Here is a 14,100-nt window from a genome sequence, read left to right on the forward strand (position 1 = left end):
TTGGCTATGACTTTGTCGCATAATTCCCCTAACAGGGTAAGGGTATAACCTATACGGAACCCAGCGCTTTAAACAGATTCCGTTTGCTCAAATCCGGCGCCTGTTGTTTTACCGGCAGCGACAGCATCATCTGCAAACAATCCGCCGCCAGACCGACCGCCCGCGCCGGAGTAAGGGATTTATCCAGCGGCGACAGCAGCGAGCAGGTCAGATATTGCGGAATATCCTCCAGATGGCCGACGGTAAAAACCAGATCTTTGTACGGCAGGCGCAATAGACGCTTATCGCCGATAATTCGGTTTTCCCAATATTGATCCGGCCCCGGCAGGATCACCACGCTCAACATCCACGGCGTCACCACCGCCCCCAGCCACTGCCCTTCAAACAACACGAATTGCGGACAGAAACAGGGAATATCGGCACGGAAAAACGGCAGATCATGCATGTGCGGTACGATCTTTTCCATCGCCTGCCGGAATAATTCCGCCGGATTGTGCGCAAATCCCATACAGGACAGATCAAGTGCGGTGTCTTTTTCGCCGGTTTTCATTGTGTATTGCTTCCCTTGCCTGATGAGCGGTCAACGCCGTATCGCCGCAGCTGTTCGACAACCCGGCGGCAGACCTGCGGCAATACCGCGCGCAGGGTTTTGCTCAAACCGATAGCCGGTTCGAAACTTTCCGGCTGCACGCCGATTAAACAAAGATGCCGCGGAAATTCATCCGTCAGTTTCAGCGCCGATAACACATCACAGATACCGAGCTGATGGGGCGAGATTTTGCGTGAAAAAAACACCGGCACCTGCTCGTCATGCAGCTGGATAATCTCCCCGGGCGCTTTGTCCGCCAGCACCGCATCCACAATAATAATCTGTTCGCGGCTGGCCATCACATCCAGCAATTCCATGCCGCAGGTGCCGCCGTCCACAATATCAAAGTGCGGTGCAAAATGCGGATCTTTTTCCAGCTCCCGCACCGTGTAAACGCCGATACCTTCGTCGCTCAGCAGAATATTGCCGATGCCTAAAATCAAGGGTTTCATTATAAAATTTTCACCTGTGTCACTTCGCCGTTCGCCAGATTCACCACATGCACGGCGCAGGACATGCACGGGTCGAAGGAATGAATGGTACGCACCACTTCCAACGGTTTGCTCGGATCCGCCACCGGCGTGCCGATAATGGAGAGCTCGTAAGGCCCCATTTCATCGTGTTGGTTGCGCGGACCGGAGTTCCAGGTGGACGGCACCACCGCCTGATAATTTTCGATTTTGCCGTCTTTAATCACCACCCAGTGCGACAACATACCGCGCGGCACTTCACCGAAACCGACGCCTTTAAACTCGCCCTGCGGCGGAATATCCGCTTTCAGGTAAGCCACCGTATCGCCTTTGCCGATATTTTCCACCAGCTTCTGCCATTGCTGGCTCAGAATATCGTTCAGCACGCAGCAATGCGTGGTGCGGCCGATAATGCGTCCCAGCGTGGAATGCAAATCCTCAACGGCGATAGTCTGCCCGCTAAGTGCGGTATAAATTTGCTGAATTTGGTCGAAATGTTTTACCGTGCGCGCATCCTTTGATGCCAGTCCGCACATTAAATAAGCCAGCGGCCCCACTTCCACCACGTTGTCATAGAAAGTCGGCGCTTTCACCCAGGAATATTTGCCCTCATCCTGCCAGCCGGTATAGTTCGGCCGGGTCAGCCCCGCCCACGGCGGCAGCGCCTCGTCGTCTTCATACCAGGCGTGCTTGCCGCTTTCTTTAATGCCGTTAATCACATATTCGTCCCGGTGATCCTTAATCGCGCGGAAAGTGGTCAAATCACCGTTTTCAATATACCCGCCGTACAGCTCGAAAACCTTATTTTCTTCATCAACCGGATACTCGGGAACGGATAAATAATTGCGCGACGTGCCGCCCAGCTTCAGCCATTGCGGATAAAACGCCGCGATCACTGCGGTATCGACCTTATAAACCTGATTGACGAAATCGTTCAGTTTATCAATGCAGGTTTTCACAAACATCAGCCGTTCCAGATTCAGCACCGCCTGTGAGTCAAGATTAATCGGATTAGCCACCCCGCCGATCGCCAAATTCTGAATGTGCGGCGATTTACCGCCCAGCAGCGCCACCACGCGGTTGGCATCGCGCTGACATTCCAGCGCCTGCAAATAATGCGCCACGGCGATTAAATTCACTTCCGGCGGCAGCTGCATCGCGGCATGACCGAAATAGCCGTTGGCGAAAATCCCCAGCTGCCCGCTGTCCACCAGCGCCTGAATTTTTTTCTGCACATTGCGGAATTCGTTGGCGCTGTTGAGCGGCCAGCTGGAAACATCCTTCAGCATGGTGGCGGCCTTGTCCGGATCCGCCTTTAACGCCGCGGTGATATCCACCCAGTCCATCGCGGACAGCTGATAAAAATGCACGATATGATCATGCATACTGTGTGCGGCCAGAATCATATTGCGGATATATTGCGCATTAACCGGCACTTTGGCGCCCACCGCATCTTCCACCGCCCGCACGCTGATAATCGCGTGTACGGTGGTACAAACGCCGCAAATGCGCTGCATGATCATCCAGGCATCACGCGGGTCACTGCCCTTAACAATATTTTCCATGCCGCGCCACATCGTTCCCGATGACCAGGCCTTAGTCACCTTGCCGTCTTCGATCTCACAATCGATACGCAAATGTCCTTCAATGCGCGTAATCGGGTCGATGGTGATGCGTTTTGTTTCTGTCATGCTTTTTCTCCACTAAATTTTTCACTGCGGGCGGCTTTCTCGGCAATAATATGCTGCGATTCTTCGCTGGACGCTTCTTTCAGCACCGGTAACACCGGGAATAAACGGATAATTAAAATATAGGCGCAAACCTCAATGGATACGAAACCGATTGAAATCAGCAATTCCTCGGCGGACGGGAAATAACGGTAGCCGTTGCCCGGATCATACATAATCAATGAATAATTCATCCGCCATAAGGCGGCGCCGAGCAGCATACTTAACGCCGAAACGAACAGCCAGCGTCCGTCGGAACGTTTTTCGCCGAGGAACAGGGTCAGCAGCGGCAAAACCAACAGCCAGACTTCCAGCCAGAACATCCAGGCTTCAAATTTATTTAATTTATCCCAGCCGAACACATAATGCAGTTTATGGTTATAAATCAGCTCGCCGAAACGACAAAGCAGGAACAATGCGATTAAACCGGCGGTGACTTTAATCAGTTGTGTGAACAGCTGCCGTTCGTCCGGCGTTTTGCCCGCCAGCCCCGCTTTAACCAGCGAGCCTTCGAAAATCACAATGGAAAAGCCCATAATAAATGCGGTAAACAACGAGAAAATCGGCAGCATTTCATAGCTTTGCCACACCGGATGAATTTTCTGTCCGGCCACAATCATCAGCGATCCCATGGACGACTGGTGCATCATCGGCAGCAATGCGCCGAGGGCAATCACGAAAAACATAATCTTATTCAGTTTTTCAAATAACTTTTTAAAACCGAAATACCCCAGCCAGACCGGCGCAAATTCCAGCGTAACCACAAAAATATAAATCGTCATACATACTGCGGTTTCAAACAGCACGGAATTGGTATTGAACTGACCGGGCAGAAAGAAATACGGCAAATGCCAGTAACGCCCCATATCAATGGTAATGGACAGTCCGCCGAGGGAATAACCGAACAGGCTGGCAAGCAGCGCCGGGCGCACCAGCGGGTGATATTTACCTTTGTTGAACACATACACCGTCCACGCCAACGCCCAGCCGCCGCAGGCAAAACCGGTACCCACCAGCAGGTCGAAGGCAATCCACAAGCCCCACGGATAGCCGCCGTTTAACGCGGTGACCGAACCGATCCCGAAAAACAAACGTTTCACAATCAGCAGCAGACAAATCACCGCCAGCGGAGCAAAAAACAAAATAGGCGTCGAAATCAATCTGCCGCCCACCGGACGTATTTTACCCATGATGTTTTTCCTCCTCTTTATCCAGTTCCTCCTGCATTTGCCGACGGGCGATTTTCATCTCGCGCAGTTTGGCTTCGATTTTATCACGGTGCATATTGCGGAATGTCATGGCAGTCAGCCCTGCCAGCGCCACCAGCGGCAACGCCATACCGCGATAGAGGAAATGCTGCAAATGCGCAGCGCGGGTACCGGTGGAATGTTCGTCGAGCTGCGGCAAGCCGAGATTTTCCTGCGGCACGCCGCTTAACACCAGCACCTGCGTGCCGCCGGCTTCCTGCTCGCCGTAAATATGCTGATAATAACGCGGTACCGTCGCACGATAGCGATCGGCGCTGTCCACCCGCTGACGCGGATAATCGTAATCGGTGCCGCGCAATAAACCGAGGCGGTGTTTGGCTTCTTTCAGCAAATCCTCGCGCCGGCCGAAAATCACCGCGCCGGTCGGGCAAACATGGCAGCAGCCCGGCAGTTCGCCGTGATCAATGCGGGAAACGCCTTTTTGGTTGCATAGTTCGCATTTACTGATTTCGCCGAGCGGATTGTCATAATCGTATTTCGGCACATCGAACGGGCAGGCAATCATACAATAACGGCAGCCGGTACAAATATCCGGATCATAGCCCACAATGCCGGTGTGCGGATTTTTGGTCAGCGCCTGCACCGGACAAACCGTCACGCAGTTGGGATCAACACAGTGCATACACTGTTTTTTGATATAAGCATAGCCGTTTTCCGCTTGATCTTTATGGCGACCCTCGCCGTCGGACCAGACCTGAATAATGTTGCGGGTGAAAGGCGATAATTTGTCGTTGTTCGACCAGGTTTGCTCGCCCGCCGGATTCAGCGCGGTGCCGTTCACCTGCTGACATTCCGCCACACAGGCCTGACAACCGACACAGAGCGTGGAATCGTACAGCATACCGACCGCATCCGGTGCGGCTTTGCGCGTATCCGCTTCCGCCCGGGTATCCGCCGCCGGCAACGCAGAAACGGCGCCGCCCAGCAAGCCGGCTTTGATAAATTGACGTCTATCCATTGTTGTTATCCTGTATGGTTATTTATCCGCCGGTGTGTCTTTCGTTGCCGGGGCGTCCTTGGCTTTGTTGGCTTTACGCTGGCTGGTCAGCTCACGCAGGGTTTCCACCGTGACGCCGGCAAGTACGGCCGCCGCACCGCCCAGCAAGCCGATTGCCGTCAGCGACGCGCCGCTGCCTTCGGTATTATTGACATCGGGTTTGTCCACTCTCGGCGTCGGGTTTTCCACCGAAGCCAGCTGAAAAATGCCTTTGGTAAAGCCGACGCCTTTCTCATTGCAGCCGTAACAGGGATGACCGATGCCCACCGGCCAGTTATTGCCGCCTACATCACAAAATTCCAGCGTGGAACAGTTACCGTAGGTTTCCGGGCCTTTGCAGCCGAGATGATACAGACACCAGCCGTGGCGATGACCGTAATCGCCGTATTCGCGTGCAAAGCGCCCCGCATCAAAGTGCGGTCGGCGATAACAGTTTTCATGAATTAGACGGTCATAGGCAAACAGCGGACGATTTTGCGCATCCATGGCCGGCAGAGTTTTATAAGTGATGATATGCGCCACTGTGGCTAAAAAATTATGCGGATTCGGCGGGCAGCCCGGAATGTTAATCACCTGCGCGCCCGGTAAAACTTCCGCTAAACTGACCGCACCTGTCGGGTTACCGCCGCTTGACGGCACGCCGCCCCAAGCCGCACAGGAACCTATCGCAATAATGGCGGCGGCGTCTTTGGCGGCGTTTTTAATGTGTTCGACAATCGGTTTGCCGGCCACCATACAATACACGCCGCCGTCTTTCAGCGGAATGGAACCGTCCACCACCAGCACATATTTTCCTTTGTATTTATGGATCGCGTTATGTTTGTTTTCTTCCGCCTGTTCGCCGAACGCCGCGGATAACACCTCGTGGTATTCCAGCGAAATCACATCCAGCACCAGATTTTCCAGCGTCGGATGGGTCGCCCGCAGCAGCGATTCGGTACAGCCGGTACATTCCTGCGCACCGATCCAGATCACCGGCGGCCGTTGCGGATCGGTCAGCGCCGCGCCGATTTCCGCGCCGGCTTTGCTACTCAGTCCCATCGTCGCCGCCATGGCGGTACATAATTTCATAAAATCCCGGCGGCTCACCTCGTTCAGTGAGAAGATACCGTCCAATTGATTATTCATAGTGCGCTCCATATTCACCTATAATTTATATGGCTTTTCCGATTGCCGCATCTTACTCCTGTTTGCCTGAAAATAAATTGATCTCTATCATAAACAACAATATATTTACAAAATACTTACAAATAGGTAGTTTTGTTAACATTTTTGAGAATTATTCTCATTAATAACAATAAACCAAAGCCATAATCGGACGGGACGAACAGCCCCAAAGTGCAGTACAAAAACATGACAAAAAGTGCGGTATAAAAATACAACGAAAGTGCGGTATAAAAACACGACAAAAAGTGCGGTATAAAAAAAGACAAAATCAGTAGAATTGCGGGCAATAAAAAAGCGGGAAACCCCGCTTAAACCTAACTTCATTGACCGTTTCAGGCATTATGCCATATACAGCCCGCCGTTAACGTGCAGCGTAGTGCCGGTAATATAAGCGGCGTCATCCGAGGCCAGAAACGCCACCGCTTTGGCGATGTCTTGCGGTTCGCCCAAACGGCCGGCCGGAACATTAGACAAAATTCCCGCTTTCTGCTCGTCGCTCAGCACTTCCGTCATATCCGTGGCAATAAAGCCGGGCGCCACCACGTTCACCGTAATGCCACGCGCCGCCACTTCTTTCGCCAGCGCTTTAGTGAAACCAACCAGCCCGGCTTTGGCGGCGCAATAGTTGGTTTGTCCCGGATTGCCCATTGAGCCGACGACGGAACCGATAGTGATAATCCGGCCGTTGCGTTTTTTCATCATACTGCGCAGCATGGCTTTGGATAAACGGAACACCGAGGTCAGATTGGTTTGCAGAATATCCAGCCACTCGTCATCTTTCATGCGCATCAGCAGATTATCACGGGTAATGCCGGCATTATTAACCAGAATATCAATATCGCCGAACGCCGCTTTGATCTGCGCCAGCACGTCATCAATGGAGGTTGCGTCCGCCACGTTCAGCACCAGCCCTTTGCCTTTTTCGCCCAAATACGCGGAAATGCTGTCCGCTCCCTTTTCCGATGTCGCGGTGCCGATCACAAAGGCGCCCTTAGCCGCCAGTTCTTCTGCAATCGCGCGGCCGATACCGCGGGTTGCGCCCGTAACCAATGCAATTTTACCCTGCATGAGATTCTCCTTTATCTTAATCAATCATTTTTATGCTAATAATGCCTGTGCGTTTGCCAATGATGTAACATCATTGACCGCCTGCGCCTGTAATGTTTTCACGATACGCGGGGTTAAACCGGTCAACACTTTGTTCGGGCCGAGTTCAATCAACACTTCAATCCCGCTTTGCGCCATTTTCTCCACGCTTTCCGTCCAGCGCACCGGACTGTAAAGCTGGCGCACAAGTGCGGTGCGAATTTCCTGCGTTTCGCCGGCGATTTTCACATCCACATTGTTAATCACCGGAATTTGCGGCGCTTTGATGGCGATGCTTTCCAGCGACACCGACAGCTGATCCGCCGCCGGCTTCATTAACGCACAATGCGAAGGCACGCTGACCGCCAGCGGCAGCGCCCGTTTCGCACCAGCGGCTTTACAGGCGGCCGCCGCGCGTTCCACCGCCGCTTTCGCGCCGGCAATCACCACCTGTCCCGGCGAATTAAAGTTCACCGCGGAGACCACTTCGCCTTGTTCCGCTTCTTTACAGGCGTTGATGATGCTTTCATTATCCAGACCGATAATCGCATACATGGCGCCGCTGCCTTCCGGTACCGCCTGCTGCATTAATTTACCGCGCAGTTCCACCAGTTTCACCGCATCTTGAAAATCAAGCGCGCCGGCGCATACCAAGGCGGAATATTCGCCCAGACTGTGCCCCGCCATCAGCGCCGGCGTAAACTGCGGGTATTTTTCCTGCCAAACCCGGAAAATCGCCACGGATGCGGTTAACAGCGCCGGCTGGGTCTGCCAGGTTTTGTTCAGCGCTTCGGCAGGCCCTTGCTGTACCAGCTGCCATAAATCATAGCCCAGCACCTCGGAGGCCTGTTTAAACGTGTCTTCCACCAGCGGAAATTCGGCGGCCAGCTCCGCCAGCATACCGACGCTCTGCGAGCCTTGTCCCGGAAAAACCATTGCGAATTTTTTCATTGTCATTTCCTTTAGTTGTTCTGTTTTTTTCCGAGCATGATGATGTTCGGTATCTTTTTATTTGATATGGCGCGGCAAGCGCGTTATGCCGAAAAGTGCGGTAAAAATAACCGCACTTTTTGCTGTCTTGCCGCTGATTTTAGCAGATTAATTAAAATCGCACTAACGCGGAACCCCAAGTCCAACCACCGCCGAAGGCTTCCAGCAGCAAAAGCTGTCCGCGCTGAATCCGCCCGTCGCGCACCGCTTCATCCAATGCAATCGGCACGCTGGCGGCACTGGTGTTGCCATGCCGATCCAGCGTCACCACCACTTGCGACATCGGCATATCCAGTTTTTTCGCCGTGGCGGAAATAATCCGCAAATTGGCCTGATGCGGCACCAGCCAGTCGATATCGCCTTTTGCCAGCTGGTTGGCCGATAGAGTTTCTTCCACAATACTCGCCAGTTCGCGCACCGCCACTTTAAACGTATCGTTGCCTTGCATCTGAATATAGCCCGATTGCGCCTGTCCGCGCTGCGGGTACGGCAGGCTCAGCATGTTTTTAGTATCCGGCGATGCATGCAAATGAGTGGAAATCACCCCCGCCTGTGCGGAGGCTTCCAGAATCACCGCCCCGGCACCGTCACCAAACAAGACCACGGTGCTGCGATCCGTTTCGTCCAGATTGCGCGAATTCAGATCCGCGCCGATCACTAAGGCTTTTTTGACCCGGCCGCTGCGGATAAACTGATCGGCGACGCTTAACGCATACACAAAACCGGTACAGGCCGCCGCCAGATCAAAAGATATCGCATCGGCAATATTCAGCATGCCCTGAATCTGACAGGCCGCACTCGGATAACCGTGGCTGTTGCTGGTGGTGGCGACCACGATCAGCTCAATATCGTCGGGCGCCAGCTGCGCCGCTTCAAGACAGCGCTTGGCGGCGGTAAATCCCATACTTGCCACGCTTTCATCCGCCGCGGCAATGCGGCGTTCTTTGATGCCGGAACGGGTGGTGATCCATTCGTCCGAGGTTTCCACCATTTTTTCCAGATCGGCGTTGGTTCTGATTTGTGCCGGTAAATAACTTCCGGAAGCTAAAATTCTACTATACATAACAATCTCGGCTTAGTTTATAAAGTCTGTTTATTAATATTTTGCTAAACCGGCTAAAATTTTCGCCGGAATCTGCTGACGAACCTGCAACGCGGCATCGGCGATGGCATAAGCGAAACCATCGACATTCGCACCGCCGTGGCTTTTTACCACCACGGCAGTCAGACCGACCAGCGACGCCCCGTTATATTGGTCGGGGTTAATCTGTTTTAAACGCTGATAACTGCCTTTTAAAAAGAGTGTTTTCATCAGCCAGGTGAAAAGCGGTTTTAAAAGATGATTGGTTTTATTTAATGTGGCGTTGCCTTTAAACAACGTAATAACATTTTTTGCCGCCCCTTCCAGCGTTTTTAACGCCACATTACCGACAAAACCGTCATGCACGATCACATCGGCCTTGCCGTTGAGCAGCAAATCGCCTTCGATAAAGCCGATATAATTTAAACCGGTATTGCGGCTAAGCATCTCCGCCGCATCACGGATAGACTTGTAACCCTTGATTTCCTCAATGCCGATATTCAGCAAGGCAATGCGCGGAAAAACCAGCCCCAGACTGTTCTCGGCGAAAATTGAGCCCATAATGGCGAATTGATACAGATTTTCCGCGCTGCACTCAATATTGGCGCCCAAATCCAGCATAACGCTGCGCTCGCCGGTCATGGTCGGGATCATGGAAATCAATGCCGGACGTTCAATCCCCGGTAAAGGCTGCAAAATAATTTTAGACAGCCCCATCAGCGCCGCCGTATTACCCGCACTGACGCAACCCTGCGCCTCGCCTTTCTGTACGGCTTCGATCGCCAGACGCATGGAGGTTCCTTTGCTGCGGCGCAGCGCATAGGCCAGGCCCTGTGTGTTTTCGATCTCGCGCGCGCAATGGCAAAGCGTTAAACGCTGTTTTAAATGATCGGGTACGGAGTGAAGTAACGGATTGATTTGCTGGCTGTCGCCGAACAATAATAAAGAGAGCGTTGGGTCTTTTTCCAACGCTTTTATTGATGCGGGGATAGTAATACGGGGACCAATGTCCCCGCCCATCGCATCTAACGCCAGGGTTAGACGACTCAAGTGATTACCTTTAAGTAACGGATTACTTATTGATCACTTTACGACCGCGATAGTAACCGTCGGCAGTTACATGGTGACGTAAATGTGTTTCGCCGCTGGTTTTATCAACGGATAAGGCAGCAGTGGTTAACGCATCATGTGAACGACGCATATCACGACGTGAACGGGATTTTTTATTTTGTTGAACAGCCATTGGCTATACTCCTAAATTTACTTTTTCTTTAAACTAGCTAATACAGCGAACGGGTTCGGTTTGTTTGCCAATTCTTCAGGCAAGGCGCCAAAAACCTGTTCGTGCGCGGACACTTCACAGTGTTCAGATGAATGCATCGGCACAATCGGAAGACTCAACATCAATTCATCCTCCACCGTACCGACTAAATCTATTTCCCCGAATTCATTGAATTCAATCGGTTCATAAATTTCCGGTAATTCATCGGCCTGATCCAGATTAGCCACAGGACTATAACAGAAATCACAGCTCAGTGTTTGTACAAAAGGCTTGTTGCAACGCTGACATACCAATTCGACCTCAACCGTTGCCCGACCTTTCATCACCACTAATTTTTGCGGATCAATGAAAAACGATAATGTAACCTGTGCATCGCTGAGCACTTTACTTACCGATTCTGTAAGACGCGTCAGGCGGGCGGCGGCATAATAACCGTCATAATCCAATCGGCGCTGCGCATCTTTTACCGGATCAGTAGTTAGGGGTAGTTTTACCTTTTGCATAGGGCGTGAATATTACCTTTTGATCGCCGATTAGTCAAAGGAAATTATCATTTTTTACGCGCAATCCGCGGCAGCAATTCACTGGCACGGATTTCATCGCCGTTATTTTGCCGCTTACCCGTTCAAAAACAGATACCGGCCGCCCTGAGGTTTTATTTTACCTAAGTCACAAATTCATTTTTTGTATCTTTACAGCCTAATGGTTTTGTTTTATTAATAGAATGAAAACATTATGTTGTCACCCAATAACAAAGGAAAAAATTATGGCAAACACAACCTCGAAAACCGTTCTTCACCTCGCACTGACCGCCGCTTTCGGCCTGCTTGCCGGACACAACGCGGCAGCGGCGGATGTTCCGGCCGGTACCGAACTGGCGGAAAAGCAGGCGCTGCGCATCAATAACGGCGCCGATCCCGCCTCACTGGATCCGAATAAAATTGACGGTACGCCGGAAGGCATGATCGCCCGCCAATTGTTTGAAACGCTGGTAATTTCCGATGCACAAGGCCATATTCTGCCCGGCGCGGCGGAAAAATGGGAACACAGCCCGGATTTCAAAACCTGGACATTCTATTTACGCCAGGACGGTAAATGGTCGAACGGCGATCCCGTCACCGCAGAGGATTTCGTTTTTTCTTTCCGTCGTTTAGCCGATCCGAAAACCGCCTCACCCTATTCCAGCTACCTGAACTATCTGAAATTATTAAACTCCGATGCGGTGGCCGAAGGCAAAAAACCGACCTCCGAACTGGGCGTAAAAGCGCTGGATTCGCATACCCTGCAATTAACCCTGTCGGACAGCGTGCCTTATGCCGATAAATTAGTGGAACATTATGTACTGGCACCGGTAAACCAAAAAGTGGTGGAACAGTTCGGCGATAAATGGACGGATGTCAATCATATCGTGGGTAACGGCGCGTTCAAACTGACCGACTGGATTATCAACGAAAAACTGGAAATGGTGCCGAATCCCCACTACTGGAACCATGCCAAAACCGTTTTAACTCATCTGACGTTTTATCCGATCGTATCCTCAAATACCGACGTATCACGCTATCGTGCCGGCGATCTGGATATTACCAATCATGAACTGCCGATAGAACTGTTCGCGAAATTAAAAGCGGAATCGCCGAACGAAGTTTATACGCCGGCGGTGCTGTGTACTTATCAATATGAAATCAATCAGAAAAAAGCGCCGTTTACCGATGTGCGGGTGAGAAAAGCCTTATCCATGGCGATAGATCGCGACATCATCACCGGCAAAGTCACCGCGCAGGGACAGGTTCCCGCTTACAGTTTCACCCCGCCTTACATTAATGGCGGCGAAAAAATCCTGCCGCCGGAATGGGCCGCATTATCACAGGCGGAGCGTAACGAAAAAGCCATCGCCTTGCTGAAAGAAGCGGGCTTTGATAAAAACAATCCGCTGACCCTGAGCCTGTTATACAACACCTCCGAAAACCACAAAAAACTGGCCATCGCCGCCGCCTCGCTGTGGAAGAAAAATCTGGCCGGCGCAGTGAATGTGAAACTGGAAAATCAGGAATGGAAAACCTATCTGGATTCGCGCCGTCAGGGCAATTACGACATCGCCCGCGCCGGCTGGTGCGCCGATTATAATGAGGCGACCACTTTCTTAAATTATTATTTATCCACCAGCAGCAACAATACGGCATTTTATAAAAGCCAGAGCTACGACGACCTACTCGCCTCCTCCTACCGGCAGGAAAGCGACGCCCAACGCGCCGAGGTTTATGCCGCACTGGAACGTCAGTTAGATCAGGACGCCGCGTTGATACCGCTGTATTATTACGTTGCGCCGCGCATGGTGAAACCTTATGTGAAAGGGTTTGCGGTGGGGCATCCGAGTGAAACCTATTATTTAAAAGACGTTTATCTGGTTAAACCTTGATGTTATTTAAGTGCGGTCAAAAAAACGTGGTTAAAATCGACCGCACTTTTTTCTTTTTCGCCTGTTATGGTTTAGATTATCATTATGTTGAAATTAATTCTGCGTCGGCTACTGCAAGCGATTCCGACCCTGTTTATTCTGATTACGCTGTCCTTTTTTATGATGCGTCTGGCGCCGGGCAGTCCGTTTACCAGCGAGAAAAATTACCCGCCCGAAGTGATCGCCAATATTGAAGCGAAATATCATTTAAACGAACCGCTGTATAAACAATATCTCATTTACCTGCAAGATCTCGCCCACGGTGATTTCGGCCCGTCTTTCAAATATAAGGATTACACGGTGAATCAATTGGTATCCGCCGCCTTTCCCGTATCGCTGAAATTAGGCGTCTCGGCGTTTATCGTAGCGTTGATACTGGGCGTCAGCGCCGGCACCATTGCGGCCTTAAAGCAGAACAAATGGCTGGATTACCTGATTATGGCGTTTGCCATGACCGGTGTGGTTATTCCCAGTTTTGTGGTGGCACCGCTGCTGGTGCTGCTGTTTTCCATTACCCTGCGATGGCTGCCGTCGGGCGGCTGGGAAGGCGGCGCGCTGCAATTTATGCTGATGCCGATGTTCGCCCTGTGCCTGTCTTATATCGCCAGTATCGCGCGCATTACCCGCGGCTCGATGATCGAAGTGCTGCATTCCAATTTTATCCGCACTGCCAAAGCCAAAGGCCTGCCGATGCGCCGCATTCTGCTGAAACACGCGCTGCGCCCCGCCTTGTTGCCGGTCATTTCCTATATGGGCCCGGCGTTTGTGGGAATTATCACCGGCTCCATGGTGATCGAAAGTATTTTCGGCTTACCGGGCATCGGCCAGCTTTTCGTTAACGGCGCCTTAAACCGGGATTATTCCCTCGTGTTGAGCCTGACCATTCTGGTCGGCGCGCTGACTATCGCCTTTAATGCGATTGTGGATATTTTATATGCGGTTATCGACCCGAAAATTCGCTATTAACCGTTCAACAGGCAGAGAAAAG

14 protein-coding genes are annotated in these 14,100 nt (G+C 51.8%); 2 read left to right on the forward strand and 12 right to left on the reverse strand.

The features are described from left to right. Positions 1 to 49 precede the first annotated feature (49 nt). The 12 genes from hybE to yceD form a co-directional block, all read right to left on the reverse strand. Positions 50 to 550 (reverse strand): hydrogenase-2 assembly chaperone, encoded by a 501-nt coding sequence (gene hybE, locus ACESOH_RS09605; protein WP_373100941.1) that lies wholly within the window; start codon positions 548 to 550, stop codon positions 50 to 52. After that, the gene (locus tag ACESOH_RS09610; protein ID WP_373100942.1) at positions 547 to 1,041 is read right to left on the reverse strand and encodes a HyaD/HybD family hydrogenase maturation endopeptidase; all 495 of its coding nucleotides are present in this window, start codon (positions 1,039 to 1,041) and stop codon (positions 547 to 549) included. Before ACESOH_RS09610 ends, hybE begins: the two co-directional genes overlap by 4 nt. After that, positions 1,041 to 2,750, reverse strand: coding sequence for a hydrogenase 2 large subunit (gene hybC, locus ACESOH_RS09615; RefSeq protein WP_373100943.1), 1,710 nt, complete (start codon positions 2,748 to 2,750; stop codon positions 1,041 to 1,043). The genes ACESOH_RS09610 and hybC overlap by 1 nt, the downstream gene beginning before the upstream one ends. Further along, complete coding sequence (gene hybB / locus ACESOH_RS09620) at positions 2,747 to 3,976, reverse strand: Ni/Fe-hydrogenase cytochrome b subunit (RefSeq protein ID WP_032094044.1); 1,230 nt, start codon at positions 3,974 to 3,976, stop codon at positions 2,747 to 2,749. The genes hybC and hybB overlap by 4 nt, the downstream gene beginning before the upstream one ends. Further along, positions 3,969 to 5,012: a hydrogenase 2 operon protein HybA gene (hybA, locus tag ACESOH_RS09625; RefSeq protein ID WP_373100944.1), complete on the reverse strand. Its 1,044-nt coding sequence runs from the start codon at positions 5,010 to 5,012 to the stop codon at positions 3,969 to 3,971. The genes hybB and hybA overlap by 8 nt, the downstream gene beginning before the upstream one ends. 18 nt (positions 5,013 to 5,030) lie before the next feature. Beyond that, positions 5,031 to 6,179 carry a hydrogenase 2 small subunit gene (gene hybO, locus ACESOH_RS09630; protein WP_373100945.1) on the reverse strand — a complete coding sequence of 383 codons (1,149 nt, stop codon included), beginning with the start codon at positions 6,177 to 6,179 and terminating at the stop codon, positions 5,031 to 5,033. Between the two features lie 378 nt (positions 6,180 to 6,557). Beyond that, positions 6,558 to 7,286, reverse strand: a complete 729-nt coding sequence (gene fabG / locus ACESOH_RS09635) for a 3-oxoacyl-ACP reductase FabG (protein WP_373100947.1) — start codon at positions 7,284 to 7,286, stop codon at positions 6,558 to 6,560. Between the two features lie 30 nt (positions 7,287 to 7,316). Further along, complete coding sequence (gene fabD / locus ACESOH_RS09640; protein WP_373100948.1) at positions 7,317 to 8,255, reverse strand: ACP S-malonyltransferase; 939 nt, start codon at positions 8,253 to 8,255, stop codon at positions 7,317 to 7,319. A 151-nt stretch (positions 8,256 to 8,406) separates the two neighbouring features. Beyond that, a complete protein-coding gene (locus ACESOH_RS09645; protein WP_032093028.1) occupies positions 8,407 to 9,357 on the reverse strand; it encodes a beta-ketoacyl-ACP synthase III in 951 nt (316 codons plus the stop codon). A 33-nt stretch (positions 9,358 to 9,390) separates the two neighbouring features. After that, positions 9,391 to 10,425: a phosphate acyltransferase PlsX gene (plsX, locus tag ACESOH_RS09650; RefSeq protein ID WP_373100949.1), complete on the reverse strand. Its 1,035-nt coding sequence runs from the start codon at positions 10,423 to 10,425 to the stop codon at positions 9,391 to 9,393. 22 nt (positions 10,426 to 10,447) lie between these two features. Next, a complete protein-coding gene (gene rpmF, locus ACESOH_RS09655) occupies positions 10,448 to 10,618 on the reverse strand; it encodes a 50S ribosomal protein L32 (protein ID WP_032093030.1) in 171 nt (56 codons plus the stop codon). Between the two features lie 17 nt (positions 10,619 to 10,635). Beyond that, a complete protein-coding gene (gene yceD / locus ACESOH_RS09660) occupies positions 10,636 to 11,160 on the reverse strand; it encodes a 23S rRNA accumulation protein YceD (protein ID WP_032093031.1) in 525 nt (174 codons plus the stop codon). A gap of 263 nt (positions 11,161 to 11,423) precedes the next feature. Between yceD and ACESOH_RS09665 the strand changes: the two genes are divergently transcribed. Further along, on the forward strand, positions 11,424 to 13,073 hold the full coding sequence (locus ACESOH_RS09665; RefSeq protein WP_373100950.1) for an ABC transporter substrate-binding protein: 1,650 nt from the start codon (positions 11,424 to 11,426) through the stop codon (positions 13,071 to 13,073). An 84-nt stretch (positions 13,074 to 13,157) separates the two neighbouring features. Next, a complete protein-coding gene (gene oppB, locus ACESOH_RS09670; RefSeq protein WP_032093033.1) occupies positions 13,158 to 14,078 on the forward strand; it encodes an oligopeptide ABC transporter permease OppB in 921 nt (306 codons plus the stop codon). Positions 14,079 to 14,100 lie beyond the last annotated feature (22 nt).

Origin of the sequence: Necropsobacter rosorum (genome assembly GCF_964241405.1) — a bacterium.
Taxonomy (GTDB): domain Bacteria; phylum Pseudomonadota; class Gammaproteobacteria; order Enterobacterales; family Pasteurellaceae; genus Necropsobacter; species Necropsobacter rosorum.

Excerpts from the sequence above, each read along its gene's own strand:
- hybE (WP_373100941.1), bottom strand. The coding sequence starts at position 550 with ATGAAAACCGGCGAAAAAGACACCGCACTTGATCTGTCCTGTATGGGA.
- ACESOH_RS09610 (WP_373100942.1), bottom strand. The coding sequence starts at position 1,041 with ATGAAACCCTTGATTTTAGGCATCGGCAATATTCTGCTGAGCGACGAA.
- hybC (WP_373100943.1), bottom strand. The coding sequence starts at position 2,750 with ATGACAGAAACAAAACGCATCACCATCGACCCGATTACGCGCATTGAA.
- hybB (WP_032094044.1), bottom strand. The coding sequence starts at position 3,976 with ATGGGTAAAATACGTCCGGTGGGCGGCAGATTGATTTCGACGCCTATT.
- hybA (WP_373100944.1), bottom strand. The coding sequence starts at position 5,012 with ATGGATAGACGTCAATTTATCAAAGCCGGCTTGCTGGGCGGCGCCGTT.
- hybO (WP_373100945.1), bottom strand. The coding sequence starts at position 6,179 with ATGAATAATCAATTGGACGGTATCTTCTCACTGAACGAGGTGAGCCGC.
- fabG (WP_373100947.1), bottom strand. The coding sequence starts at position 7,286 with ATGCAGGGTAAAATTGCATTGGTTACGGGCGCAACCCGCGGTATCGGC.
- fabD (WP_373100948.1), bottom strand. The coding sequence starts at position 8,255 with ATGAAAAAATTCGCAATGGTTTTTCCGGGACAAGGCTCGCAGAGCGTC.
- ACESOH_RS09645 (WP_032093028.1), bottom strand. The coding sequence starts at position 9,357 with ATGTATAGTAGAATTTTAGCTTCCGGAAGTTATTTACCGGCACAAATC.
- rpmF (WP_032093030.1), bottom strand. The coding sequence starts at position 10,618 with ATGGCTGTTCAACAAAATAAAAAATCCCGTTCACGTCGTGATATGCGT.
- yceD (WP_032093031.1), bottom strand. The coding sequence starts at position 11,160 with ATGCAAAAGGTAAAACTACCCCTAACTACTGATCCGGTAAAAGATGCG.
- ACESOH_RS09665 (WP_373100950.1), top strand. The coding sequence starts at position 11,424 with ATGGCAAACACAACCTCGAAAACCGTTCTTCACCTCGCACTGACCGCC.
- oppB (WP_032093033.1), top strand. The coding sequence starts at position 13,158 with ATGTTGAAATTAATTCTGCGTCGGCTACTGCAAGCGATTCCGACCCTG.